This is a genomic window from Kitasatospora sp. NPDC058243 (assembly GCF_042882025.1).
Taxonomy (GTDB): domain Bacteria; phylum Actinomycetota; class Actinomycetes; order Streptomycetales; family Streptomycetaceae; genus Kitasatospora.
On the sequence record NZ_JBHVWW010000007.1, the window covers coordinates 164,784 to 189,915 of the forward strand.

At 71.4% G+C, this 25,132-nt stretch carries 22 protein-coding genes; 8 read left to right on the forward strand and 14 right to left on the reverse strand.

Translation table 11 applies throughout. The annotated features are described in order from the left end of the window. Positions 1-46 precede the first annotated feature (46 nt). Together ACFVX9_RS07965 and ACFVX9_RS07970 are read right to left on the reverse strand one after the other, a co-directional pair. Entirely contained in the window at positions 47-598 is a 552-nt protein-coding gene (locus ACFVX9_RS07965) for a GNAT family N-acetyltransferase (protein ID WP_380375172.1), read from the reverse strand. Between the two features lie 158 nt (positions 599-756). Then, positions 757-1,095, reverse strand: coding sequence for a hypothetical protein (locus ACFVX9_RS07970; protein ID WP_063349518.1), 339 nt, complete (start codon positions 1,093-1,095; stop codon positions 757-759). Between the two features lie 72 nt (positions 1,096-1,167). Between ACFVX9_RS07970 and ACFVX9_RS07975 the strand changes: the two genes are divergently transcribed. Next, the gene (locus ACFVX9_RS07975; RefSeq protein WP_380375174.1) at positions 1,168-1,809 is read left to right on the forward strand and encodes a DUF2461 domain-containing protein; all 642 of its coding nucleotides are present in this window, start codon (positions 1,168-1,170) and stop codon (positions 1,807-1,809) included. 54 nt (positions 1,810-1,863) lie between these two features. Here ACFVX9_RS07975 and ACFVX9_RS07980 read toward each other — a convergent pair whose 3' ends face one another. Beyond that, positions 1,864-2,811, reverse strand: coding sequence for a heme o synthase (locus ACFVX9_RS07980; protein ID WP_063349516.1), 948 nt, complete (start codon positions 2,809-2,811; stop codon positions 1,864-1,866). Between the two features lie 463 nt (positions 2,812-3,274). Here ACFVX9_RS07980 and tkt point away from each other — a divergent pair, with 463 nt between their 5' ends. The 5 genes from tkt (at position 3,275) to pgl (ending at position 10,119) form a co-directional block, all read left to right on the forward strand. Continuing rightward, entirely contained in the window at positions 3,275-5,374 is a 2,100-nt protein-coding gene (tkt, locus tag ACFVX9_RS07985; protein WP_063349515.1) for a transketolase, read from the forward strand. A gap of 90 nt (positions 5,375-5,464) precedes the next feature. Continuing rightward, positions 5,465-6,604, forward strand: a complete 1,140-nt coding sequence (gene tal, locus ACFVX9_RS07990; protein ID WP_063349514.1) for a transaldolase — start codon at positions 5,465-5,467, stop codon at positions 6,602-6,604. A 64-nt stretch (positions 6,605-6,668) separates the two neighbouring features. Beyond that, positions 6,669-8,225: a glucose-6-phosphate dehydrogenase gene (gene zwf / locus ACFVX9_RS07995; RefSeq protein ID WP_363369122.1), complete on the forward strand. Its 1,557-nt coding sequence runs from the start codon at positions 6,669-6,671 to the stop codon at positions 8,223-8,225. Beyond that, positions 8,222-9,334, forward strand: a complete 1,113-nt coding sequence (opcA, locus tag ACFVX9_RS08000; protein WP_363368898.1) for a glucose-6-phosphate dehydrogenase assembly protein OpcA — start codon at positions 8,222-8,224, stop codon at positions 9,332-9,334. The genes zwf and opcA overlap by 4 nt, the downstream gene beginning before the upstream one ends. After that, the gene (pgl, locus tag ACFVX9_RS08005; protein WP_380375178.1) at positions 9,331-10,119 is read left to right on the forward strand and encodes a 6-phosphogluconolactonase; all 789 of its coding nucleotides are present in this window, start codon (positions 9,331-9,333) and stop codon (positions 10,117-10,119) included. The genes opcA and pgl overlap by 4 nt, the downstream gene beginning before the upstream one ends. A 68-nt stretch (positions 10,120-10,187) precedes the next feature. On the opposite strand, the gene ACFVX9_RS08010 is transcribed toward pgl, so the two are convergent. The 11 genes from ACFVX9_RS08010 to uvrA all read right to left on the reverse strand — a co-directional run bounded on the left by ACFVX9_RS08010 (position 10,188) and on the right by uvrA (position 23,238). Then, the gene (locus ACFVX9_RS08010; protein ID WP_063349510.1) at positions 10,188-10,475 is read right to left on the reverse strand and encodes an RNA polymerase-binding protein RbpA; all 288 of its coding nucleotides are present in this window, start codon (positions 10,473-10,475) and stop codon (positions 10,188-10,190) included. Positions 10,476-10,680: 205 nt separating this feature from the next. Then, positions 10,681-10,917 (reverse strand): preprotein translocase subunit SecG, encoded by a 237-nt coding sequence (gene secG, locus ACFVX9_RS08015; RefSeq protein WP_063349509.1) that lies wholly within the window; start codon positions 10,915-10,917, stop codon positions 10,681-10,683. 87 nt (positions 10,918-11,004) lie between these two features. Next, positions 11,005-11,790 carry a triose-phosphate isomerase gene (gene tpiA / locus ACFVX9_RS08020; RefSeq protein WP_363368892.1) on the reverse strand — a complete coding sequence of 262 codons (786 nt, stop codon included), beginning with the start codon at positions 11,788-11,790 and terminating at the stop codon, positions 11,005-11,007. 5 nt (positions 11,791-11,795) lie between these two features. Continuing rightward, entirely contained in the window at positions 11,796-12,998 is a 1,203-nt protein-coding gene (locus tag ACFVX9_RS08025; RefSeq protein ID WP_380375181.1) for a phosphoglycerate kinase, read from the reverse strand. Positions 12,999-13,149: 151 nt separating this feature from the next. Beyond that, the gene (gene gap / locus ACFVX9_RS08030; protein ID WP_063349506.1) at positions 13,150-14,157 is read right to left on the reverse strand and encodes a type I glyceraldehyde-3-phosphate dehydrogenase; all 1,008 of its coding nucleotides are present in this window, start codon (positions 14,155-14,157) and stop codon (positions 13,150-13,152) included. A gap of 297 nt (positions 14,158-14,454) precedes the next feature. Further along, positions 14,455-15,435: a DNA-binding protein WhiA gene (gene whiA / locus ACFVX9_RS08035; protein ID WP_063349505.1), complete on the reverse strand. Its 981-nt coding sequence runs from the start codon at positions 15,433-15,435 to the stop codon at positions 14,455-14,457. Continuing rightward, entirely contained in the window at positions 15,426-16,523 is a 1,098-nt protein-coding gene (gene yvcK, locus ACFVX9_RS08040) for a uridine diphosphate-N-acetylglucosamine-binding protein YvcK (protein ID WP_079136331.1), read from the reverse strand. Before yvcK ends, whiA begins: the two co-directional genes overlap by 10 nt. A gap of 63 nt (positions 16,524-16,586) precedes the next feature. Continuing rightward, entirely contained in the window at positions 16,587-17,471 is an 885-nt protein-coding gene (gene rapZ, locus ACFVX9_RS08045) for an RNase adapter RapZ (protein ID WP_380343832.1), read from the reverse strand. A gap of 118 nt (positions 17,472-17,589) precedes the next feature. Continuing rightward, positions 17,590-19,668 (reverse strand): excinuclease ABC subunit UvrC, encoded by a 2,079-nt coding sequence (uvrC, locus tag ACFVX9_RS08050; protein WP_380375183.1) that lies wholly within the window; start codon positions 19,666-19,668, stop codon positions 17,590-17,592. Between the two features lie 96 nt (positions 19,669-19,764). Further along, positions 19,765-20,217 (reverse strand): Rieske (2Fe-2S) protein, encoded by a 453-nt coding sequence (locus tag ACFVX9_RS08055; RefSeq protein ID WP_363368884.1) that lies wholly within the window; start codon positions 20,215-20,217, stop codon positions 19,765-19,767. Positions 20,218-20,328: 111 nt separating this feature from the next. Further along, positions 20,329-23,238: an excinuclease ABC subunit UvrA gene (uvrA, locus tag ACFVX9_RS08060; RefSeq protein ID WP_380375186.1), complete on the reverse strand. Its 2,910-nt coding sequence runs from the start codon at positions 23,236-23,238 to the stop codon at positions 20,329-20,331. A gap of 268 nt (positions 23,239-23,506) precedes the next feature. On the opposite strand from uvrA, the gene ACFVX9_RS08065 reads away from it, so the two are divergent. Both ACFVX9_RS08065 and ACFVX9_RS08070 read left to right on the forward strand, forming a co-directional pair. Continuing rightward, the gene (locus tag ACFVX9_RS08065) at positions 23,507-24,241 is read left to right on the forward strand and encodes a maleylpyruvate isomerase family mycothiol-dependent enzyme (RefSeq protein WP_380375188.1); all 735 of its coding nucleotides are present in this window, start codon (positions 23,507-23,509) and stop codon (positions 24,239-24,241) included. 48 nt (positions 24,242-24,289) lie between these two features. Then, entirely contained in the window at positions 24,290-24,943 is a 654-nt protein-coding gene (locus ACFVX9_RS08070; protein WP_063349499.1) for an MBL fold metallo-hydrolase, read from the forward strand. Positions 24,944-25,132 lie beyond the last annotated feature (189 nt).

Consider the following 25,132-nt stretch of genomic DNA (forward strand, 5'->3'; position numbering starts at 1 on the left):
CGGCGACGTGTCCCCCCGCCCGCGACGGACACCGAGTGGAGTGGCGTCACGCTCGCACCACCGGGTGGATCGGATCGAGGACCATCACGTCGTGCCGAGCCGCGCCGTCCCACGGGATCGCCGACCCGACGCGCCTGTAGCCCCACGCTCGGTAGGACGCCTGGGCCGCAGTCGCCTCCGGCCGGGTGTTCAGCATCACCCGGGCGCTGTCGATGCCTTCGATGAGGGCGCGATGCATGCGGGTGGCGACGCCCTGGCGGCGCCACCGGGGTCGGACCGCCAGCTCGAAGAGACCGAACGTGCGCTGTCCGTCCTCATACCTGAGATCCTCGGGCACGGGATCGATCAGGGTGTCCCACCATCCGGTGTTCGCCGACAGCGGGTAGCCGTACGCCATCCCGACAACGGTGTCGCCGTCGAAGGCGATGGCCGCCCGGAACCCCCGCCGACGCGCCTGCGGGCGGAACCGGCGAAACGCCCGCCCCACATCGGTCGGCCCCTCGCCGTAGGGGGCTTCCGCGAACGCCTCCGAGAACACCTCCTTCAACCGGCCCTCCAGCTCGACCGCCTGCTCGCCGTCCAACAGCCGAACCGCCACCGTCACACCGTCCTCTGTTTCCGGGCCGAAACCCCGAGCGATCGAAGTTCCTCAACGCAGTCTCGCGCCATCGCCGTATCAACTCGGGCCGCCAACGACGGCAACGGCCCGGCCCCCCTCGAAGGGGGACCGGGCCGTTGCCGTGGGCGCCGAAGTGATCAGCCGCCGAGCTGGATGCCGGCCATCCGCTTCCACTCGTACGGGCCGGTCTTCACCTTGAGGGCCAGCTCGCCCTCGAAGTCGTCGTGCAGGGTCAGCCCGGCCAGTTCGGCGGCGCGGCGGCCGACGGCGTAGCTCGGGGCCACCTGGTCGCCCCAGGCGCCGTCCGCGCCGACCACCACGATCCGGGTGGCCACGGCGCCGACGTACTCGACGACCGCGTCGGCGCCGCCTCCGTGTTGGCGGGCGAAGCTGCTGAGGTGCTTGGCGATGCGCTTGGCGCGGCGCTCGGTACGGGCGTCCGGCGCGGCGGCGGTGGCGGTCTCTGCGCTGCTCATGCCCGCATGCTACCCACCGGTAGTCGGGCTGGCGACGGGAGCACCCTGTGCACCGGGCCACATACTGGAGGCGTGACCTTCTCCGGCTGGCCGGCCGAGGCGCTCGACTTCTACGAGCACCTCGAAGCCGACAATTCCAAGACCTTCTGGCAGGCCCACAAGGAGCAGTACGACGACGACGTGCGGACCCCGATGGAGCTGCTGCTCGCCGAGCTGGAGCCGGAGTTCGGGCCCGGGAAGATCTTCCGCCCCAACCGCGACGTCCGGTTCAGCGCCGACAAGTCTCCGTACAAGACACACATCGGCGCCCACCTGGAGACCGGCGGCTACGTCCAGCTCTCCGCCGACGGCCTGGCCTGCGGCAACGGGATGTACCAGCTCGCCCCCGACCAGTTGGACCGCTACCGCGCCGCCGTCGCCGAGGACGTCAGCGGCGCCGAGCTGGAGCGGGTGATTGCCGCGGTGGAGCAGGACGGCCCCCGGGTGCACGGCCGGGACTCCCTCAAGACCGCTCCGCGCGGCTTCCCCAAGGACCACCCGAGGATCGAGCTGCTGCGCCACAAGGGCCTGGTCGCCTGGCAGGAGTGGGCGCCCGAGAAGTGGCTCGGCACCCGCGGCGCCCACACCCGGATCACCGCCTTCCTGCGCGCCTCCCAGCCGCTCCGGGACTGGCTGGACGACCACGTCGGCCCGTCCGAGCTGCCGGCGCGGTGAGAACGCGAAGAGCCCCGGTCCACCGGACCGGGGCTCTTCGACGTCGGACAGGCCTTACTTCACGAACGGGTCGATCGCGCACACCACGAACAGCAGCGACAGGTAGGTGATCGACCAGTGGAACAGCCGCATCTCCTTCAGCTTCGCGCCCACCACCCCGGCCTTGGCCCGGCCGTACAGCGCGTGCGCCTCGCGCAGCCAGAACCCGCCGAGCAGCACCGCGGTGACGGGGTACAGCCAGCTCATGTGCCCCAGCGGCCACACTGCCAGCGAGGTCGCCACCATCACCCAGGAGTAGGCGACGACCTGCTTGCCGACGGCGACGTTGCCCTTGACCACCGGCAGCATCGGCACGCCGGCCCGCTCGTAGTCCTCGCGCACCTTCATCGAGAGCACCCAGGTGTGCGGCGGCGTCCAGAAGAACACCACCAGGAACAGCGCGACCGCCGCCCAGGACAGCGAGTTGGTGACGGAGGACCAGCCGATCAGCACCGGCATGCAGCCGGCGATGCCGCCCCAGACGATGTTCTGCGAGGTGCGCCGCTTGAGCCCCAGCGTGTAGACGAACACGTAGAACAGCAGCGCGCCGAGCGCCAGTCCGGAGGAGAGCCAGTTGACGCCGAAGCCCAGCAGCAGGGTCGAGACGATCGCGAGGACGATGCCGAACACCAGCGCCTCGCGCGGCGACACCATCCCGGTGACGATCGGCCGGCGCTCGGTGCGGGTCATCACCGCGTCGATGTCGCGGTCGATGTACATGTTGAGGGCGTTGGCGCCGCCCGCCGAGAGGTAGCCGCCGACCACGACCTTCAGCACCAGCAGCATGTTCGGGACGCCCTGTTGGGCGAGGAACATCACCGGCACCGTGCTCATCAGCAGCAGTTCGATGATCCGTGGCTTGGTCAGTGCGACGAAGGCGCCGACACGGGCCCCGATGGGCCGGTGCGCAGGAGTCGCCCCGGTGACCCCGGCGGGACGGGTTTCGACGGCGGTCACTAACACCCCAACTGAAGATGAATCCTCGCAGGCGTCCACAGGAACGAAGGGTCCCAAATCGTCCGCTCTGCGCGTACCACGCCACCTTAGACGCTCCATATATCCCATCCGGCTCCGGGGTCCCCCGGCGAGGCCGATGGCACACCCCCGGGTGAACCGACTGGGTGAAGCCACGAAGCCGTTCCGGCGCGCCGCCGCAACCCGTCCTGACCACCGGGGCGGCAGGGTGCCGTAAAACAGGAGAGTCTGGGACAAAATCAGGCAGGCCGCCCTGGTGGGAATCACCATACGGATTTCCTGGTTGTCCCAGCACGGAGGGTGAGCCCCGGGCCGGACGGTAGGCTCGCACGCAGAAGCGGGATCTACCCTCCGTGACCGGCACCACCCAGCGTCGAGACCACAGCGCCGTGGCCGACCCGGTCCCCTTTCACGGGGTCACTCTTCACAACGGAAGGAGCCCTGAGACAGGGTGAGCACGACGCCGACGAACGCATTCGAGTGGTCCGAACTGGATGAGCGCACGGTTGACACAGCGCGGGTCCTGGCCATGGACGCCGTCCAGAAGGTCGGCAACGGACACCCCGGGACGGCCATGTCGCTGGCCCCCGCGGCGTACCTGATCTTCCAGCGTTTCCTGCGCCACGACCCGACCGACCCCTCGTGGGTCGGCCGCGACCGGTTCGTGCTGTCCCCCGGGCACACGAGCCTGACCCTCTACACCCAGCTGTACCTGTCGGGCTACGGCCTGGAGCTGGACGACCTCAAGGCCTTCCGCGTCGCGGGCAGCCGCACCCCGGGCCACCCGGAGCACGGCCACACCGCGGGCGTGGAGACCACCACCGGCCCGCTCGGCCAGGGCATCGCCAACGCGGTGGGCATGGCGATGGCCGCCCGCTACGAGCGCGGCCTGTTCGACCCGGACGCCGCCGCCGGCGAGTCCCCCTTCGACCACACCATCTGGGCCATCGTCTCGGACGGCGACCTGGAGGAGGGCATCTCCGCCGAGGCCTCCTCGCTGGCCGGCCACCAGAAGCTGGGCAACCTGGTCGCCCTGTACGACGACAACCACATCTCGATCGAGGGCGACACCGAGACCGCCTTCTCCGAGGACGTCCTCAAGCGCTACGAGGCGTACGGCTGGCACGTCCAGCGGGTCGCCCCGAAGGCCAACGGCGACATCGACGTGGCCGTCCTGGCCGACGCGCTGGCCGCGGCCAAGGCCGAGACCACCCGTCCGTCGATCATCGCGATGCGCACGATCATCGCCTGGCCGGCCCCGGACGCCCAGAACACCGCCAAGGCGCACGGCTCCGCGCTCGGCGCCGCCGAGATCGCCGCCACCAAGAAGGTCCTGGGCTTCGACCCGGAGAAGACCTTCGAGGTCTCCGACAAGGTGATCGAGCACGCCCGCGAGGTCATCAAGCGCGGCAAGGCCGCCCACGCCGAGTGGGAGCAGTCCCTGGAGGCCTGGCGCGCCGCCGACCCGCAGCGCGCCGCCGAGTTCGACCGCATCCAGGCCGGCGAACTGCCCGAGGGCTGGAAGAAGACCGTCCCGGTCTTCCCGGCCGGCAAGGACGTCGCCACCCGCAAGGCCTCCGGCGAGACCCTCAAGGCGCTCGGCGCGGTCATCCCGGAGCTGTGGGGCGGCTCGGCCGACCTCGCCGAGTCCAACCTCACCACGATCGACGAGGACAGCTCGTTCCTCCCCGAGGGCAACCCGCTGAAGAGCGCCAGCCCGTACGGCCGGACGATCCACTTCGGCATCCGCGAGCACGCCATGGGCTCGACCATGAACGGCATCGCGCTGCACGGCAAGACCCGCGTGTACGGCGGCACCTTCCTGGTCTTCGCCGACTACATGCGCCCGGCCGTGCGCCTGGCCGCGCTGATGAAGCTGCCGGTCACCTACGTCTGGACGCACGACTCGATCGGCCTCGGCGAGGACGGCCCGACCCACCAGCCGGTCGAGCACATGGCCTCGCTGCGCGCCATCCCGGGCCTGTCCATGGTCCGCCCGGCCGACGCCAACGAGACGGCCGTCGCCTGGCGCACCGTGATCGAGCGCCAGACCACCCACCCGGGCCCGGTCGGCCTGGCGCTCACCCGCCAGAACGTCCCGACCTTCGACCGCGAGGTCTTCGGCTCCGCCGAGGGCACCGCGAAGGGCGGCTACATCCTGGCCGAGGCCTCCAGCGGCGACCCGCAGGTGATCCTGCTGGGCACCGGCTCCGAGGTCCAGCTGGCCGTCAAGGCCCGCGAGGTGCTGGAGGCCGAGGGCATCGCCACCCGGGTGGTCTCGGTGCCGTCCTTCGAGTGGTTCCAGGAGCAGGACCAGGCCTACCGTGACAGTGTGCTGCCGCCGTCGGTCAAGGCCCGGGTGTCGGTCGAGGCCGGCATCGGCCAGGGCTGGCGCGAGCTGGTCGGCGACCACGGCCGGATCGTCTCGCTGGAGCACTTCGGCGCCTCCGCCGACTACAAGGTGCTCTTCGAGGAGTTCGGCCTGACCGCCGAGCGCGTGGTGGCCGAGGCCCACAACGCCCTCCGTTCCCTTGAGGCCGTCAACCGCTGACGCCCCCTTGGGCCGTGCGCCCGCCCGCACGCGGGCGCCCGGCCCCCTCTGACTACCCCACGAAGCAGAAGAAAAAAGGACTGAAGCACCATGACTGACGCACTGAAGCGCCTCAGCGACGAAGGCGTGGCGATCTGGCTGGACGACCTCAGCCGCAAGCGGCTGAACACCGGCAACCTCGCCGAGCTGGTGCAGAACAAGCACGTGGTGGGTGTGACCACCAACCCGACCATCTTCCAGAAGGCCATCGGCGGCGGCGACGACTCCTACGACGGCCAGCTGCGCGACCTCGCCGTCCGCAAGGTCACCACCGACGAGGCCGTCCGCATGATCACCACCTCGGACGTGCGTGACGCGGCCGACGTGCTGCGCCCGGTCTACGACGCCTCCAACGGCCGCGACGGCCGGGTGTCCATCGAGGTCGACCCGCGCCTGGCGCACGAGACCGCGGCCACCGTGGCCGAGGCCAAGCAGCTGTGGTGGCTGGTCGACCGCCCGAACGTCTTCATCAAGATCCCCGCCACCAAGGCCGGCCTGCCCGCGATCGCCGAGGTGATCGGCCGGGGCATCAGCGTCAACGTCACGCTGATCTTCTCGCTGGAGCGCTACAAGGCCGTCATCGACGCCTACCTGACCGGCCTGGAGGCCGCCAAGGCCAAGGGCCTGGACCTCTCCCAGATCGAGTCGGTCGCCTCCTTCTTCGTCTCCCGCGTGGACACCGAGATCGACAAGCGCCTGGAGAAGATCGGCGGCGACGCCCGGGACCTGCGTTCCAAGGCCGCCCTGGCCAACGCCCGCCTCGCCTACCAGGCGTACGAGGAGGTCTTCGGCTCGGTCGACGGCAAGTCCGCCGGCAGCGCCCGCTGGCGTTCGCTGGAGGCCGCCGGCGCCAAGCCGCAGCGCCCGCTGTGGGCCTCCACCGGTGTCAAGGACCCGGCCCTGCCGGACACCCTGTACGTCACCGAGCTGGTCGCCCCCGGCACGGTCAACACCATGCCCGAGGCCACCCTGGAGGCCACCGCCGACCACGGTGTGGTCACCGGCGGCACCATCGTCCCCAACTACGCCGACGCCAAGGCCGTGATGGACGCCATCGCCGCCGCCGGCGTGGACTACGACGACGTGGTCCAGGTGCTGGAGGACGAGGGCGTGGAGAAGTTCGAGCAGTCCTGGAACGAGCTGCTCGACACCGTCACCGCCTCGCTCGCCTCCTTCGCCGGCGAGAAGTGACCGTTCGCTCACACAGCCAGCGCACGAAAGCGGAGCCCAACAAGTGAGCACTGATTTCCCCGAGTTGACCTCGGAGTCGGACGCGGACGATCTCCCGCCGGCCCCCGTCAACCCGCTTCGTGACCCGGCCGACCGACGGCTCCCGCGCATCGCGGGGCCGTCCGGTCTGGTCATCTTCGGAGTCACCGGCGACCTGTCCCGCAAGAAGCTCATGCCGGCCATCTACGACCTGGCCAACCGCGGTCTGCTGCCGCCGGGCTTCTCTCTCGTCGGCTTCGCCCGGCGCGAGTGGGACGACGAGGACTTCGCCAAGGAGGTCCACGACGCGGTCAAGGAGCACGCCCGCACCCCGTTCCGGGAGGAGGTCTGGCAGCAGCTCGCCAAGGGCATGCGCTTCGTCCACGGCACCTTCGACGACGACGACGCCTTCGACAAGCTCCGCGAGACCATCGTCGAGCTGGACAAGGCGCAGGGCACCGGCGGCAACTTCGCCTTCTACCTGTCCGTCCCGCCGAAGTTCTTCCCGACCGTCGTCCAGCAGCTCAAGAAGCACGGCCTGGCCGACCCCCCGCAGGGCTCGTGGCGCCGCGCGGTCATCGAGAAGCCCTTCGGCCACGACCTGGAGAGCGCCCAGGAGCTGAACCGGATCGTCCACGAGGTCTTCCCCCGGGACGAGGTCTTCCGGATCGACCACTACCTGGGCAAGGAGACGGTCCAGAACATCCTGGCGCTGCGCTTCGCCAACCAGATGTTCGAGCCGATCTGGAACCGGTCGTACGTCGACCACGTGCAGATCACCATGGCCGAGGACATCGGCATCGGCGGCCGGGCCGGCTACTACGACGGCATCGGCTCCGCCCGCGACGTCATCCAGAACCACCTGCTCCAGCTGATGGCGCTCACCGCCATCGAGGAGCCGGCGTCGTTCCACCCGAAGGCGCTGGTCGCCGAGAAGCTCAAGGTGCTCAGCGCCGTCAAGCTCCCGGCCGACCTCGGCCGGCACACCGTGCGCGGCCAGTACGCGGCCGGCTGGCAGGGCGGCGAGGAGGTGGTCGGCTACCTGGACGAGGACGGCATCGACCCGGACTCCAAGACCGACACCTACGCGGCGATCAAGCTGGAGATCAACAACCGCCGCTGGGCGGGCGTCCCGTTCTACCTGCGCACCGGCAAGCGGCTGGGCCGCCGGGTCACCGAGATCGCGGTGGTCTTCCAGCGCGCCCCGTACCTGCCGTTCGACTCCTACGCGACCGAGGAGCTGGGGCAGAACGCCCTGGTCATCCGGGTCCAGCCGGACGAGGGCGTGACGGTGCGGTTCGGCTCCAAGGTGCCGGGCACCTCCTTCGAGGTCCGGGACGTCACGATGGACTTCGCCTACGGCGAGTCCTTCACCGAGTCCAGCCCGGAGGCGTACGAGCGGCTCATCCTCGATGTGCTGCTCGGCGACGCCAACCTGTTCCCGCGTCACCAGGAGGTCGAGCTCTCCTGGCAGATCCTCGACCCGATCGAGAAGTACTGGGACACCCACGGCAAGCCCGCCCAGTACTCCGCGGGGACCTGGGGCCCGGCCGAGGCGGACGAGATGCTCGCACGAGACGGCAGGAGCTGGCGCCGGCCATGAAGATCGACCTCACCAACACGACGTCCAGCAAGATCAACGCCGCGCTGATGGAGGCGCGCCGGGCCAGTGGCTCCACCGCCGCCGGCATGGTGCTCACCCTGGTGATCGTGACCGACGAGGGCAGCGCGTACGACGCCCTCAAGGCCGCCAACGACGCCTCCCGCGAGCACCCCTCGCGCACCCTCGCGGTGATCAAGCGCGCCGGGCGCTCGCCCCGGGCCCGCGCCGAGACCCGGCTGGACGCCGAGATCCTGGTCGGCACCGATGCCGGCTCGGGAGAGACGGTCATCCTGCGCATGCACGGCGAACTCGCCGCGCACGCCCAGTCGGTGGTCCTGCCACTGCTGCTCCCGGACGCCCCGGTCGTCGTCTGGTGGCCCGACAACGCGCCGCTGCACCCGGCGCAGGACCCGCTGGGCGCGCTCGCCCAGCGCCGGATCACCGACGCCGTCACCGCCGAGTCCCCGGTCGGCCAGCTCGCCCAGCGGGCCCAGAGCTACACCCCGGGCGACACCGACCTGGCCTGGACCCGGATCACCGGCTGGCGCTCGATGCTGGCCGCCGCGCTGGACCAGCGGCCGGTCACGATCACCTCCGCGGTGGTCGAGGGCGAGTCCTACAACCCCAGCGTCGAACTGCTCGGCCTCTGGCTGCACAACCGGCTGCACGTGCCGGTCGAGCGGGTCGTCACCGGCGGCCCCGGCATCACCGCGGTGCACCTGCGCACCAAGGACGGCGACATCACCCTGGACCGCCCGGACGGCCTGATGGGCACGCTCTCCATGGCCGGCTCCCCGGACCGCCAGGTGGCGCTCAAGCGGCGCGAGACCTCGGAGCTGATCGCCGAGGAGCTGCGCCGGCTCGACCCGGACGACATCTACGCGACGGCCGTGCGCACGCCCGTCGACCGGCTGCGCGAGCCGGACACCGCCGAGACGGCGGCGGCCGAGCGGGTCGCCCGCGCGGCGGTCGCCGAGGCCGCGGTGGCCAACCCCGCCCGGGTGACCGCCAAGGTCGCGTCCGAGGCCTCGTCCGAGGACGTGCCCGAGGACGCCGAGAAGGCTCCCGCCAAGAAGCCCGCCAAGCGCGCCGCCAAGGGGAGCGCATGACCAACGCGACCCCGCAGCTGGTCGTCCACCGGGACAAGGAGCTGATGGCCCAGGCGGCCGCGGCCCGGCTGATCACCCGGATCGTGGACGCCCAGGCCGCCCGCGGCACCGCCTCGGTGGTGCTCACCGGCGGGCGCAACGGCAACGCCCTGCTGGCCGCGATCGCCGCCTCCCCGGCGCGCGACGCGGTCGACTGGGCGCGGCTGGACCTCTGGTGGGGCGACGAGCGCTTCGTCCCCGCCGGGGACCCGGACCGCAACGCCGTCCAGGCCCGCGCCGAACTGCTGGACTCCGTCCCGCTCGACCCGGCGCGGGTGCACGAGATGCCCGCCTCGGACGGTGCGGACGGCTCCGACGTGGAGGCCGCCGCCGCCCGCTACGCGGAGGAGCTGGCGAAGGCGTCCGGCCCGGGCGACCGGCTCGGCGTCCCGGCCTTCGACGTGCTGCTGCTCGGCGTCGGCCCGGACACCCACGTCGCCTCGCTCTTCCCCGAGCACCCGGGCGTGCGGGAGACGGAGCTGACCGTGATCGGCGTGCGCGGGGCCCCCAAGCCCCCGCCGACCCGGGTCTCGCTCACCCTCCCGGCGATCCGGGCGGCCCGCGAGGTCTGGCTGCTGGCAGCCGGCGCGGACAAGGCGGGCGCGGTCGCGATGGCCCTGTCCGGCCCCGGCGAGCTCCAGGCGCCCGCCTCCGGCGCGTACGGCCGTAGCCGCACCCTGTGGCTGCTGGACCGGGCCGCGGCGGAGCAGATCCCGCCCCAGCTGTACCCGCCGGCCTCGGCGTAACGGGCCCGGCAACGCACAAGGGCGCCACCGTCCTCGACGGTGGCGCCCTTCGCTGTCTGTCGTCCGGGTCAGATCTCGCCGCGCAGCTTGGCCAGCGCCTCGGCGAGGATCGCCTCGCCGTCGGCGTCGGTGCGCCGCTCGCGGACGTAGGCGAGGTGGGTCTTGTACGGCTCGTTGCGCGAGGGCGCGGGCGGGTTGTGCTCGTCCTGACCGGCGGGGAATCCGCACCGCGGGCAGTCCCAGGTGTCCGGGATGACGGCCTCGGCGGCGAAGCTCGGCCGGGTCTCGTGCTTGTTGGCACACCAGAAGGTGATCCGGTTGCGCGGGGCGGACTCGCCGCGCTCCGCCTCGCCCATCGGGCCCGCTCCGACCCTGCTGCCACGGATGGCGTTGCCACTTGCCACGGTCTGACTCCCTGCGTGCTGGTGCGCCGACCCTCCGCGGTGCGCGTCGGTGGCGAAAGTCGTCCTAGTGTAAGCAGGAGTTAAGCGTCCACCGCCATCGCCTCCGCCCCCGACCGTCCCAGGATAGGCGCTCGGGCGACGGGGCGTCAGGGTTACGTCAGCTCTTGTACTTCAGCACCAGGCCCAGCACGATGATGCAGGCGAACCAGGCGAGACCGACCACGATCGTGATGCGGTCCAGGTTGCGCTCGGCCACCGCCGAGCCGCCGCCGGTGGACATCGCGCCGCCACCGAACATGTCCGACAGGCCGCCGCCCTTCCCCTTGTGCAGCAGCACCAGCAGGATCATCAGCAGACTGAAGATGATCAGGGCAATCGAGAACCCGAGAACCACGACGGGACCAACTCTCTCGTATCTTCGGCGACGGGGCCGGACCGCTGACGGCGGTCCGGCCCCAAAGCCTACGTTGCTGCAGCGGCGTTAGCCTACTGCCTGCTCACGGTAGCGCACGATCTTGACGAACTCGTCGGCGTCCAGCGAGGCACCGCCGATCAGGCCGCCGTCGATGTCGGGCTTGGCCATCAGGCCGGCCGCGCTCGACGACTTCACCGAACCGCCGTACAGCACGCGGACCTTGTCGGCCAGCTCGGCGTCGTACAGCTCGGCGATCCGCCTGCGGATGGCGGCGCAGACCTCCTGCGCGTCCTCCGGGGTGGCCACCTCGCCGGTGCCGATCGCCCAGACCGGCTCGTAGGCGACCACGATGGACTCGGCCTGGTGGGCCGGGATGTCCGCCAGGGCGCCGTCCAGCTGGGCGAGGGTGTGCTCGACGTGGGTGCCGGCCTTGCGGACGTCCAGCGGCTCGCCGATGCACAGGATCGGGGTGATCCCGGCCCGGTAGGCGGCCTTGACCTTGGCGTTGACGATCGCCTCGTCCTCACCGTGGTACTGGCGGCGCTCCGAGTGGCCGATCACCGCGAAGGTGCACTTCAGCTTGGCCAGCATCGGGCCGGAGACCTCGCCGGTGTAGGCACCGGAGTCGTGCTGCGAGATGTCCTGCGAGCCGTACTTGATCTTCAGCTTGTCGCCGTCGACCAGGGTCTGCACCGAACGCAGGTCGGTGAACGGCACCAGGACGGCGACCTCGACGGCCGCGTAGTCCTTGTCGGCCAGCGCGAAGGCCAGCTTCTGGGTGTGCTGGATGGCCTCAAGGTGGTTGAGGTTCATCTTCCAGTTGCCCGCCATCAGCGGGAGACGCTCAGTCATTGCTTTCAGCCTTCCAGGGCGGCGAGACCGGGGAGGGTCTTGCCCTCCAGGTACTCGAGGCTGGCGCCACCGCCGGTCGAGATGTGTCCGAATGCGTTCTCGTCGAAGCCCAGGATGCGGACGGCCGCGGCGGAGTCGCCGCCGCCGACCACGGTGAACGCGTCGCTGTCGAGCAGCGCCTGGGCCACGGCCTTGGTGCCGTTCGCGTAGTCCGGGTGCTCGAAGACACCCATCGGGCCGTTCCAGAACACGGTGCCCGCGTCGGCCAGCTTCGCCGCGTACAGCTCGCGGGTCTTCGGGCCGATGTCCAGGCCCTCCTGGTCGGCCGGGATCGCGTCCGCGGCGACGAGCGAGGGGTTGGCCGGGGCCTTGGTCTTGAGGTCGGGGAACTCCGCCGACACCAGGACGTCCACCGGCAGGACGAACTCGACGCCCGTCGCCTCGGCGCGCTTCAGGTAGTCCAGGACGACCGGGATCTGGTCCTCCTGCAGCAGCGAGATGCCGACCTCGTGGCCCTTGGCCTTGAGGAAGGTGTACGCCATGCCGCCGCCGATCAGGATCCGGTCGGCCTTCTTCAGCAGGTTGTCGATCACGCCGAGCTTGTCGGAGACCTTGGCGCCGCCGAGCACGACCACGTACGGACGCGCGACCTCCTCGGTGAGCTTCTTGAGCACACCGACCTCGGTGGCGATCAGGTCGCCGGCCGCGTGCGGCAGCAGGCCGGGCAGGTCGTAGACCGAGGCGTGCTTGCGGTGCACGGCGCCGAAGCCGTCGCCGACGTACAGGTCCGCGAGGGCGGCCAGCTGCTCGGCGAAGGCCTTGCGCTCGGCGTCGTCCTTGCTGGTCTCGCCGGCGTTGAAGCGCAGGTTCTCCAGCAGCGCGACCTCGCCGTCGCCCAGCGCGGCCACGGTGGACGCGGCGCTCTCGCCCACGGTGTCGGTGGCGAAGGCGACGTTCTTGCCGAGGATCTCGCCGAGGCGCACGGCCGCCGGGGCCAGCGAGAACGTCGGGTCCGGCGCACCCTTCGGGCGGCCGAGGTGGGAGGCGACGACGACCCGGGCGCCGCGCTCGACGAGCTTGGCGATGGTCGGGGCGACGGCGCGGATCCGGCCGTCGTCGGTGATCGTGGTGCCGTCCAGCGGGACGTTCAGGTCGGCACGGACGAACACGCGCTTGCCGGCGACGTCGAGGTCTTCGATGGTCTTCACGGGGATTGGCTCTCCTGGGGAGATGGTTGATGCGCAGAGGCGGCACGGCGCAGGGGCCGCCTGGGAAAGTCCTGGTGCGCAGAGCGAGGGCCCGGTCGGCACAGTGCGCCAGCCGGGCCCTCGCCCCTACATCACGTCAGCTCCCGCTGCGTCAGAGCTGGCCGCCGACGAGGGAGGTCAGGTTGACGAGGCGGTTCGAGTAGCCCCACTCGTTGTCGTACCAGCCGAGCACCTTGACCTGGTTGCCCTGGACCATGGTGAGCTGGGAGTCGAAGATGCAGGAGGCCGGGTCGTTGACGATGTCCGAGGAGACGATCGGGTCCTCGGTGTAGGTCAGGATGCCCTTGAGCGGGCCCTCCTGCGAGGCCTTCTGGAAGGCGGCGTTGACCTCGTCCTTGGTCACCTCGCGCTCCAGGGTGACGACCAGGTCGGTGATGGAGCCGGTCGGGACCGGGACGCGCAGCGAGGTGCCGTCCAGCTTGCCCTTCAGCTCCGGCAGGACCAGGGCGGTCGCCTTGGCGGCACCGGTCGAGGTCGGGATGATGTTCTGCGACGCGGCACGGGCGCGGCGCAGGTCCTTGTGCGGGAAGTCCAGGGTCACCTGGTCGTTGGTGAACGCGTGGACGGTCGTCATCAGGCCCTTGACGATGCCGAAGTTCTCGTGCAGCACCTTGGCCATCGGCGCCACGCAGTTGGTGGTGCAGGAGGCGTTGGAGATGATCGAGTGGTTGGCGGCGTCGTACTTGTCCTCGTTGACGCCCAGGACGATGGTGACGTCCTCGTCGCTCGCGGGCGCCGAGATGATGACCTTCTTCGCGCCGGCGGCGAGGTGCTTCTTCGCGGCCTCGGCCTTGGTGAAGATGCCGGTGGACTCGACGACGATGTCGGCGCCCAGGGCGGCCCACGGCAGGTTGGCGGGGTCACGCTCGGCGCTGACCTGGAAGGTCTTGCCGTCGACGGTGATGCTGTCCTCGGTGTGCGAGACCTCGCCCGGGAAGGTGCCCAGGGTGGTGTCGTACTTGAGCAGGTGAGCCAGGGTCTTCGTGTCAGTGAGGTCGTTGACACCGACGATCTCGATGTCCGCGCCCTGCGCCTTGACCGCGCGGAAGAAGTTGCGGCCGATGCGGCCGAATCCGTTGATGCCTACCCGGATCGTCACGAACCGATCTCCTCGTTAGGTACGCCGGAGCTAAGCCGACGGGGGTGAGATTTGGGAAGTCCCCGACCGCCTATGACCCTACCCCTCCCAGGCCTGGGAGGGCACATCGCGCCACGTGCGACGACCTGGCGTGGCGCGAAATCAGGCCGACCGTCCTTGGCGGTCAGGGCAGTTGGTCCCGGTCAGTGGTCTCTACCAATTTGCGCACACCGGGCGCGTCCGGGTATCCCGTCCGGACACGGCGGCGGCCGGTGCCCGGAATCCGGACACCGGCCGCGGAACAGCCACTTGGTGCGGTCAGTTCATCGCCATCTCGTCGGTGAGGTTGGCCTCGGTGCTCGGCAGGCCGAGCTCGGAGGCCCGCTTGTCGGCCATCGCCAGCAGGCGGCGGATCCGGCCGGCCACCGCGTCCTTGGTCAGCGGCGGGTCGGCGAGCGCGCCCAGCTCCTCCAGCGAGGCCTGCTTGTGCTGCATCCTCAGCTGGCCGGCCGCGGCCAGGTGCTCGGGCACCTCCTCGCCGAGGATCTCCAGCGCCCGCGCCACCCGGGCGCCGGCCGCCACCGCGGCGCGGGCCGAGCGGCGCAGGTTGGCGTCGTCGAAGTTGGCCAGGCGGTTGGCGGTGGCCCGGACCTCGCGCCGCATCCGGCGCTCCTCCCAGGCGAGCACCGACTCGTGCGCGCCGAGCCGGGTCAGCAGCGCGCCGATCGCGTCGCCGTCGCGGATCACCACCCGGTCCACGCCGCGCACCTCGCGGGCCTTGGCCGGGATGCCGAGCCGACGGGCCGCGCCGACCAGGGCGAGGGCGGCCTCGGAACCGGGGCAGGTGATCTCCAGCGAGGAGGAGCGGCCCGGCTCGGTGAGCGAGCCGTGCGCCAGGAAGGCCCCGCGCCAGGCCGCCTCGGCGTCGCAGGTGGCCCCGGAGACGACCGCCGGGGGCAGCCCCCGGATCGGCCGGCCCCGGCCGTCCACGAGGCCGGTCTGGCGCGCGAGCAGTTCGCCGTCCTTGACCACCCGGACGACGAAGCGGCTGCCGCGCCGCAGTCCGCCGGGGGCCATCACCACGAGGTCGGAGGAGTGTCCGAAGATCTCCAGCAGGTCCTTGCGCAGCCGCCGCGCCGCCGCGCCGGTGTCCAGCTCCGCCTCGATCACGATCCGGCCGCTCACGATGTGCAGCCCGCCCGCGAACCGCAGGATCGCCGACACCTCCGCCTTGCGGCAGCAGGCCCTGGTGACCGGGAGCCGGCTGATCTCGTCCTTCACCGCTGGAGTCATCGCCATGGCCCGATCCTTCCATGTGTCCGGAAAATCCGGTCGTACGCGGCCGCCAACAGCTCCGGGTCGTGTCGCGGGGTGCCGTCGGTGCGGGCCACCCTGCCGAGGACCAGGGCGGCGCCCATCCGCTCGGCGGCCTTCTCCAGACCGGCCAGGTCCGCCTGGCCGAAGGCGCCGCCGGTGACGGCCCGCTCGTCCACCAGGATCGCATCCACCGCGAGGCCCGGGGCGTGGTCGGCGATGACCTCCAGGTGGCGCTGCGGGGTGAAGCCCTCGGTCTCGCCGGGCTGCGGGGCCAGGTTCAGGGTGAGCAGGCGGCGGGCGCGGGTCTCGGTGAGCGCCTTGGCCAGCTCCGGCACCAGCAGGTGCGGCAGCACGCTGGTGAACCAGGAGCCGGGCCCGAGCACCACCCAGTCCGCCTCCCGGACGGCGGTGACCGCCTCCGGGACGGCCGGCGGCCCGTCCGGCAGCAGCCGGATCGACTGCACGGTGCCGGGCGTGACCGCGACGTCGGCCTGGCCGCGGACGGCCGACAGCTCGCCGGGGCGCTCCGGGTCGTGGCCGCGCACGGTCGCCTCGATGTCCAGCGGCACCGCCGACATCGGCAGCACCCGACCCTGGACGTTCAGCAGCCGGCCGACCCAGTCCAGGGCGGCCACCGGGTCGCCGAGCTTCTCCCAGAGCGCGACGATCAGCAGGTTGCCGACCGCGTGGCCGCCCAGCTCACCGGTGCCGGTGAAGCGCTGCTGGATCACCTCGGACCAGGTGCGCCCCCAGTCGTCGTCCCCGCACAGCGCGGCCAGCGCCTTGCGCAGGTCGCCGGGGGGCAGCACGCCCAACTCGGTGCGGAGCCGGCCGCTGGAGCCGCCGTCGTCGGCGACGGTGACCACGGCGGTCAGGTCGCTGGTGAGCCGGCGCAGCGCGGAGAGCGAGGCGGACAGGCCCTGGCCGCCGCCGAGCGCGGTGATCCGGGGGGCCGGGTTGGCCCGGGCGGGGCTGCTGCGCGGCCGGCTCGGGACCGGCGGCCGGGCCGGGCCACCCGCCCGGTCGGCACTCCTGTTCTGCGGCTGCCGCCCGGGCACATATCCCGCCACACTCACCTCGCGTTCCTCGCCGCGGCCGCCGGCCCCGCCGGCGGCCCGGCTAGGAGGCGGCGGTCACTCCCGTCCCATGTCACGGTGGACGAGCACCGTCTCCACTCCGTCGGCGATGAGACGCTTGGTCAGGCGCTCGGACATCGCGACGCTGCGGTGCTTGCCACCGGTGCAGCCTACGGCAAGCGTCATGTAGCGCTTCCCCTCGCGGCGGTACCCCTCGGTGATGATGCGCAGGAGATCGGCGTAGCCGTCCAGGAACTCGTTGGCGCCGGGCTGCTGGAACACGTAGTCGGCGACGTCCGCGTCGGTGCCGGTACGGGCGCGCAGCTCGGGCACCCAGTGCGGGTTGGGCAGGAAGCGGCAGTCCACCACCAGGTCGGCGTCGACCGGCAGGCCGTACTTGAAGCCGAAGGACATCACGGTGGCGCGCAGCTCGGGCTCGTCGTGGTCGGCGAACTGGGCGTCCAGCTTGGCGCGCAGCTGGTGCACGTTGAGGTTGGAGGTGTCGATCACCAGGTCGGCCTCGCCGCGCAGGTCGCGCAGCAGGTCGCGCTCCTGGGCGATGCCGTCGACGATCCGGCCGTCGGCCTGCAGCGGGTGCGGGCGGCGCACGCTCTCGAAGCGGCGGACCAGCGCGTCGTCGGAGGAGTCCAGGAAGACCACACTGAGCCGGACGCCGCGCTTCTCCAACTCGTCGAGGGAGGTGAGCAGGTCGTCGAAGAACTGGCGGCCCCGGACGTCCACGACCACGCCGATCCGGGCGACGTTGCCCTGGGAGCGGGCGCCCAGGTCGACCATGGTCGGGATCAGGGCCGGTGGCAGGTTGTCCACCACGAACCAGCCCAGGTCCTCCAGGCACTTCGCGGCGGTGGAGCGGCCGGCTCCGGACATGCCGGAGATGATCACCAGCTCCGGCGCGTTCTCGGCCACGTCTGACACGGTCACTTCGGTTCCCCGCTCTCGGTCTTTCTGCTGGGGAGAACGCGCACGGCGCGACCACCCTTCCCCTGCCCGGACAGGCGGGCGGGGGCTGGGCGCGTCGTCTGACGGTCGGCGTCGGCCGTCATGGCGTCTCCTGGGATGGTGCGGTCTGGGATGCTGCGGCCACCGGCTCGGCGGCCGGTTCGGCCCCGTCCTCGATGATCTCGCCGGTAGCGGTGTTCACCGCTGGTGCGACGGGTGTACGGGAGGACAACGCCGCCGCAACAGTCTCCGCCGTGCGGCGTCCGATGCCGGGTACGGCGCAGAGTTCGTCGACGGTGGCGGCCCGGAGCCTCTTCAGCGAGCCGAAGTGCTTGAGCAGCGCCTGGCGGCGAGTCTCGCCGAGGCCCGGGACGGAGTCCAGTTCCCCGGCGGTGAGTCGCTTGGAACGCTTGCTGCGCTGGTAGGTGATCGCGAAGCGGTGGGCCTCGTCGCGGACCCGCTGGAGCAGGTAGAGGCCCTCGCTGGAGCGCGGCAGCACGACCGGGTCGTCCTCGCCGGGCAGCCAGACCTCCTCCAGCCGCTTGGCCAGGCCGCACAGCGCGACGTCGTCGATGCCGAGTTCGTCCAGGGCGCGCTTGGCGGCGGCGACCTGCGGCTGGCCGCCGTCCACGACCAGCAGTTGGGGCGGGTAGGCGAAGCGGCGCGGGCGGCCCGTCTCCGGGTCGATCGGGCCGGCCGGGGCCCCGGTGCCGTCGGCGGCGGCGCCCGGGTCGTCGGCCTCGGGGACGACCCACTCGCCGGTCTGCTCGCGCTCCTGGAGGTAGCGGCGGAAGCGCCGGCCGATCACCTCGTGCATCGAGCGGACGTCGTCCTGGCCCTCGAAGCCCTTGATCTGGAAGCGCCGGTACTCGCTCTTGCGGGCCAGGCCGTCCTCGAAGACGACCATCGAGGCGACCACGTCCTCGCCCTGGAGGTGGGAGATGTCGAAGCACTCGATGCGCAGCGGCACCGAGTCCAGCTCCAGCGCGTCGGCGATCTCCTGCAGGGCACGGCTGCGGGTGGTGAGGTCGGAGGCGCGCTTGGTCTTGTGCAGTGCCAGCGCCTGCTGGGCGTTGCGCTGCACGGTGGCCATCAGGTCCTTCTTGTCGCCGCGTTGCGGGATCCGCAGGTCGACCTGGCTGCCGCGCAGGCCGCTCAGCCAGTCCCGGACCGGACCGGACGGCTCGGGCAGCGCGGGGACGAGCACCTCGCGCGGGACGGTCTCGTTGCGCTCGTCCGGGCCGGCGCCGCCGTAGAGCTGCTGGAGGGCGTGCTCGACCAGGCCGGCGGTGTCGACGTCCTCGACCTTGTCGGTGACCCAGCCGCGCTGGCCGCGCACCCGGCCGCCGCGGACGTGGAAGATCTGGACGGCGGCCTCCAGTTCGTCCTCGGCGACGGCCAGCAGGTCGGCGTCGGTGGCGTCGGCGAGCACGATGGCGTTCTTCTCCATCGCGCGCTTGAGGGCGCCGATGTCGTCCCGCAGCCGGGCCGCCTTCTCGTACTCCATCTCCTCGGCGGCCTCCCGCATCTGCTCTTCCAGCCGGCGCAGGTAGTTGCCGGTGCGCCCGGCCATGAAGTCGCAGAAGTCCTCGGCCAGCGCCCGGTGTTCCTCCGGCGAGACCTTGCCGACGCAGGGCGCGGCGCACTTGCCGATGTAGCCGAGCAGGCAGGGCCGGCCGACCTGCCGGGCGCGCTTGAACACGCCGTTGGAGCAGGTGCGGACGGGGAAGACGCGCAGCAGCAGGTCGACCGTCTCGCGGATCGCCCAGGCGTGCCCGTACGGGCCGAAGTAGCGCACGCCCTTCTTGTGCGCCCCGCGCATCACCTGGACCCGCGGGTACTCCTCGTTGAGGGTGACGGCGAGTTCCGGATAGCTCTTGTCGTCGCGGTACTTGACGTTGAACCGCGGGTCGAACTCCTTGATCCAGGAGTACTCCAGCTGGAGCGCCTCGACTTCGGTGGCCACCACCGTCCACTCCACCGAGGCCGCGGTGGTGACCATGGTCGCGGTGCGCGGGTGCAGGCCGGCCAGGTCCTGGAAGTAGGACGACAGGCGCGGCCGCAGGCTCTTGGCCTTGCCGACGTAGATGACCCGCCCGTGGGCGTCACGGAACTTGTAGACGCCCGGTGAGGTCGGGATCGCGCCCGGCGCCGGGCGGTAGGTGCTCGGGTCAGCCATGGGTCCACCGTACCGAGTGGAGCCGGGGCCGCGAAGGGGAGATCAACCGGGCGGGGACCGACTGGGCCGAGATCGACTGGGTGGAGATCAACTGCTTCAGCTCGGGGTCACCTTGAGGTTCCCGCCGTCGACCGTGACGGCGTAGGCGGGCAACGGCCTGGGGGCCGGGCCGTCCTGGACGGCGCCGTCGGCGATGGCGAACCGGCTGCCGTGGCAGGGGCACTGGATCTGCTGGCTCTTCACCTGGTCGACGACGCAGCCGGCGTGGGTGCAGACGGCGCTGAAGGCCTTGTACTCCCCCGCGGTCGGCTGGGTCACGACGATCTTCTGGTTGCGGAAGACCTTGCCGCCGCCCTCCGGCACCTCCGAGGCCGGGCCGAGGTCCACCGGGGTCTTGGCCGCGCTGCCGGCGCCGGAGGAGCCCGAGGAACCCGAGGAGGGACCGCAGCCGGCGACCGCCACGGTGCCGCCGGCCGCCAGTACGGCGGCGGCGCCGCAGAGCACGGTGCGGCGGGAGGTGGCGGGGCTGGTCTCGGGGGCCTCTGACATCGGTGCGCTCCTGCGGTTCGGCTTCCTACGAGGGACCACGGAAGTCTATGCGGCACCCGCTCCGCCGCCCCCGTGGGTGGGGCGGCGGAGCGGGGCGCTGCTCCCTCTTCGCTACTTCTTCGCCGCGGCGGCCCGCTTGCGCGGCGCCCTCTTCACCGGGGCGACCGGGGCGTCCGCGAACTCGCCCGGAAGGATGTCCCGGAGGAACTTGCCGGTGTGGCTCTCCGGGACGGCGGCGATCTGCTCCGGGGTGCCCTCGGCGACCACCATGCCGCCGCCGGAACCGCCTTCGGGGCCCATGTCGACGACCCAGTCGGCGGTCTTGATCACATCGAGGTTGTGCTCGATGACGATCACCGTGTTGCCCTTCTCCACCAGCCCGCTGAGCACCTTGATCAGCTTGCTGATGTCCTCGAAGTGCAGGCCGGTGGTGGGCTCGTCCAGCACGTAGACCGTCCGCCCGGTGGAGCGCTTCTGCAGCTCGGAGGCGAGCTTGACGCGCTGCGCCTCGCCGCCGGACAGCGTCGGCGCGGACTGGCCGAGCCGGACGTAGCCGAGGCCGACGTCGTTGAGCGTCCTGAGGTGCCGGGCGATCGCCGGGACGGCCTCGAAGAAGGCCAGCGCCTCCTCGATCGGCATGTCCAGCACCTCGGAGATGGACTTGCCCTTGTAGTGGACCTCCAGCGTCTCCCGGTTGTACCGGGCGCCGTGGCAGACCTCGCACGGCACGTAGACGTCCGGCAGGAAGTTCATCTCGATCTTGATGGTGCCGTCGCCCGAGCAGTTCTCGCAGCGGCCGCCCTTGACGTTGAAGGAGAACCGGCCGGGCAGGTAGCCGCGGACCTTCGCCTCCTGCGTCTCCGCGAAGAGCCGGCGCACGTGGTCGAACACCCCGGTGTAGGTGGCCGGGTTGGAGCGCGGGGTGCGCCCGATCGGCGACTGGTCGACGTGCACCACCTTGTCCACCAGGTCGGTGCCGGTGATCCGGGTGTGCCGGCCGGGCACGCTGCGGGCGCCGTTCAGCTCCCGGGCGAGGTGGGTGTAGAGGATGTCGTTGACCAGCGTCGACTTGCCGGAGCCGGAGACGCCGGTGATCGCGGTGAAGGTGCCGAGCGGGAAGCCGACCGTGACGTCCTTGAGGTTGTGCTCGCGGGCGCCGTGGACGGTCAGCTGGCGCTTCTTGTCCCGGTCTCGGCGGCCCGCCGGGATCGGGATGGACCGCTTGCCGGAGAGGTACTGGCCGGTCAGCGACTCCTTGTTGGACAGCAGCCCCTTCAACGAGCCGGAGTGCACCACCTTGCCGCCGTGCTCGCCGGCGCCCGGGCCGATGTCGACCACCCAGTCCGCCGTCTTGATGGTGTCCTCGTCGTGCTCGACCACGATCAGCGTGTTGCCGATGTCGCGCAGCCGCACCAGCGTCTCGATCAGCCGGTGGTTGTCCCGCTGGTGCAGGCCGATGGACGGCTCGTCCAGCACGTACAGCACGCCGACCAGGCCGGAGCCGATCTGGGTGGCCAGCCGGATGCGCTGGGCCTCGCCGCCGGACAGGGTGCCGGCCGCGCGGTTCAGCGAGAGGTAGTCCAGGCCGACGTCGACCAGGAAGCGCAGCCGCTCGTTGACCTCCTTGAGGACGCGCTCGGCGATCTGCTTGTCCCGGTCGTTCAGCTTCATCGCGCCCAGGAACTCGGCGCAGTCGCTGATCGACATCGCCGAGACGTCGGCGATCGACTTCTCCTCGACGGTGACCGCGAGCACCACCGGCTTGAGCCGGGTGCCCTCGCACGTCGGGCAGGGCACCTCGCGCATGTAGCCCTCGAAGCGCTCGCGGCTGCTGTCGCTCTCCGCCTCGGTGTGCCGGCGCTGGATGAACGGGACGGCGCCCTCGAAGCCGGTGCTGTACGAGCGCTCGCGCCCGAAGCGGTTGCGGTAGCTGACCTGCACCTGGTGCTTGTGTCCGTACAGCAGCGCCTTCTTGGCGCGGGCCGGCAACCCGGCCCACGGGATGTCGGTGCGGAAGCCCAGCTCCCCGGCGAGCGCGTCGATCAGGCGCTGGAAGTACTCCTTGGCGTGGCCCGCCGACCACGGGTGGATCGCGCCCTCCTCCAGCGAGCGCTCCGGGTCCGGGATGACCAGCTCCGGGTCGACCTCCATCCGGTTGCCCAGGCCCGAGCAGTCCGGGCAGGCGCCGAACGGCGAGTTGAAGGAGAACGAGCGCGGCTCCAGCTCCTCGAACGACACGTCGTCGTACGGGCAGTAGAGGTGCTCGGAGTACATCCGCTCGCGCTCCGGGTCGTCCTCCGCGAGGTCGACGAAGTCGAGCACGACCATGCCGCCGGACAGCCGCAGGGCCGTCTCCACCGAGTCGGTGAGCCGCCGCTTGGCGCTCTCCTTGACGGTCAGGCGGTCGATGACCACCTCGACGGTGTGCTTCTCCTGCTTCTTGAGCTTCGGCGGCTCGGCGAGCTGGATCGTCCCGCCGTCCACCCGGGCGCGCGAGTAGCCCTTGGACTGGAGGTCGGCGAAGAGGTCGACGAACTCGCCCTTGCGCTCGCGCACCACCGGGCTGAGCACCTGGAACCGGGTGCCCTCGGCGAGCTCCAGCACCTTGTCGACGATCGCCTGCGGCGACTGCTTGGCGATCGGGCGGCCGCAGTGCGGGCAGTGCGGCTTGCCGATCCGGGCGAACAGCAGGCGCAGGTAGTCGTAGACCTCGGTGATCGTGCCGACGGTCGAACGGGGGTTGCGGTTGGTGGACTTCTGATCGATCGAGACGGCCGGGGAGAGGCCTTCGATGAAGTCCACATCGGGCTTGTCCATCTGCCCGAGGAACTGGCGGGCGTAGGAGGACAGCGACTCGACGTAGCGGCGCTGGCCCTCGGCGAAGATCGTGTCGAAGGCGAGCGAGGACTTGCCGGAGCCGGAGAGGCCCGTGAAGACGATGAGGGAGTCGCGGGGCAGGTCGAGCGAGACGTTCTTGAGGTTGTGCTCGCGAGCACCGCGGACGATGAGGCGGTCGGCCACTGCTTCTGGCGCCTTTCTCCGGGGCGAGAGGACTTGCGGGGAGATGTGTGCTTCTTCCAGGATGCGGCAGCCAGCCTACTAGCTCAGACGTTCGAATATCGACCGTGTCCAGCGGAGTCCACCCGAACGAGTGAGAGCGCCCCTCGAACCCTCCGTACCCGGACCGAAAAAGGCCCTGCTCAGCGGTCGGATTCGGCGATAGCGTCAGCTGGTCAACGAGCGGAGCCCCCCGCGGGCAACGCGCCGTCTCCCACAGAAGGCCGATCCGATGACCGACCCGCAGACCGCCGCCGAGGCCGCCGCGCAGTACCTGGCCCTGGTCGAGGAGAGCACCCGGCACCTGCTGCACACCGTCGCCGAGCTGAAGCCCGAGGCCGTCGCCGAGCCCTCCGCCCTGCCCGGCTGGACCCGCGGTCACGTGCTGGCCCACCTCGCCCGCAACGCCGACTCCCTGGTCAACCTGCTGGACGGCGCCCGCACCGGCACCGACATCCCGCAGTACGCCAGCACCGAGGCCCGCGACCGGCAGATCGAGGAGGGTGCGCCCCGCCCGGTGGACGCCCAGCTCGCCGACCTGCGCGACTCCCGCGAGCGCTTCGCCGCGGCCGCCGCTCTGCTGCCCGCCGAAGCCTGGACGGTCGAGGTCCGCCACCGCACCGGCTACGTCTTCCCCGCCCACGACCTCCCGTGGAAGCGCCTCGCCGAGGTCGAGTACCACCACGTCGACCTGGACGCCGGCCACACCCCCGCGCACTGGCCGGAGGTCTTCGCCGTCACCGAGTTCCACAAGATCGCCAACAAGCTGCACGGCACCGCCCTGCCCGGCGTCGAGCTGGTCGCCGAGGACACCGGGGACATCGGCCTGATCGGCACCGGCGAGCCCGTCCTCACCGTCCAGGGCCCCCTCCGCTCCCTGCTCGCCTGGCTCTCCGGCCGCTCCGACGGCGCCGGCCTGCGGACCACCCCCGACACCGCCCTCCCCCAGCTTCCCCCGCTGGGCTGACGGCGCGAAGATGATCCTGAACCCCTTCACCGGACGAGGAGCGGACGCATGACGTACCACGGAGCGGTCAAGGTCGGCGGGCCGCCGGACGTGCGGGAGCTGGCGCACCTGATCATCACCAAGGTGGCCGTCGGCCCGTACGACAACAACGCCTACCTGCTGCGCTGCCGGGCCACCGACGAGCAGCTGCTGATCGACGCGGCCGCCGACGCCCCGGTGCTGCTGGAGACCGTCGGTGACGAGCTGGCCACCGTGGTCACCACCCACCGGCACCACGACCACTGGGCCGCGCTCGCCGAGGTGGTCGCCGTGACGGGGGCTCGCACCGCCGCCGGCGCGCACGACGCCGAGGGCGTCGACGTGCCCACCGAGCTGCTGCTCGCGGACGGCGACAAGCTGCGGGTCGGCGACGTGGAACTCACCGTCCGGCACCTGGTCGGGCACACCCCGGGCGCGATCGTGCTGATCTACGACGACCCGCAGGGCCACCCGCACGTCTTCACCGGCGACTGCCTCTTCCCCGGCGGCGTCGGCAACACCTGGGGCGATGCGGAGGCCTTCACGAGCCTCTTCCGGGACGTCAACGCGAAGATCTTCGACGTCCTGCCGGACGAGGCCTGGGTCTACCCCGGCCACGGCAGCGACACCACCCTCGGCGCCGAGCGCCCGCACCTCGACGAGTGGCGCGAGCGCGGCTGGTGACCTCGGCCTTCGGGCACCGGGCACCGGGCACGACGAGGCCCCCGCGACCCCTTCCGGGTCGCGGGGGGCTCGGCCGTCCCCCAGGGGTCAGGCGTCCCCCTTCCTTGGGTGTTTTCCCTCCCCCCCCCCCCCCCCTCCCCTCCCCCCCCCCCCCCCCCCCCCCCCCCCCATCCCCCCCACCCCCACCCC

Coding starts and splice junctions, on each gene's coding strand:
- opcA (WP_363368898.1), top strand. CDS start 8,222: ATGAAGATCGACCTCACCAACACGACGTCCAGCAAGATCAACGCCGCG.
- uvrC (WP_380375183.1), bottom strand. CDS start 19,668: ATGGCTGACCCGAGCACCTACCGCCCGGCGCCGGGCGCGATCCCGACC.
- ACFVX9_RS08010 (WP_063349510.1), bottom strand. CDS start 10,475: ATGGGCGAGGCGGAGCGCGGCGAGTCCGCCCCGCGCAACCGGATCACC.
- pgl (WP_380375178.1), top strand. CDS start 9,331: ATGACCAACGCGACCCCGCAGCTGGTCGTCCACCGGGACAAGGAGCTG.
- tal (WP_063349514.1), top strand. CDS start 5,465: ATGACTGACGCACTGAAGCGCCTCAGCGACGAAGGCGTGGCGATCTGG.
- ACFVX9_RS08055 (WP_363368884.1), bottom strand. CDS start 20,217: ATGTCAGAGGCCCCCGAGACCAGCCCCGCCACCTCCCGCCGCACCGTG.
- ACFVX9_RS08065 (WP_380375188.1), top strand. CDS start 23,507: ATGACCGACCCGCAGACCGCCGCCGAGGCCGCCGCGCAGTACCTGGCC.
- ACFVX9_RS07970 (WP_063349518.1), bottom strand. CDS start 1,095: ATGAGCAGCGCAGAGACCGCCACCGCCGCCGCGCCGGACGCCCGTACC.
- whiA (WP_063349505.1), bottom strand. CDS start 15,435: ATGGCGATGACTCCAGCGGTGAAGGACGAGATCAGCCGGCTCCCGGTC.
- tpiA (WP_363368892.1), bottom strand. CDS start 11,790: ATGACTGAGCGTCTCCCGCTGATGGCGGGCAACTGGAAGATGAACCTC.
- ACFVX9_RS08070 (WP_063349499.1), top strand. CDS start 24,290: ATGACGTACCACGGAGCGGTCAAGGTCGGCGGGCCGCCGGACGTGCGG.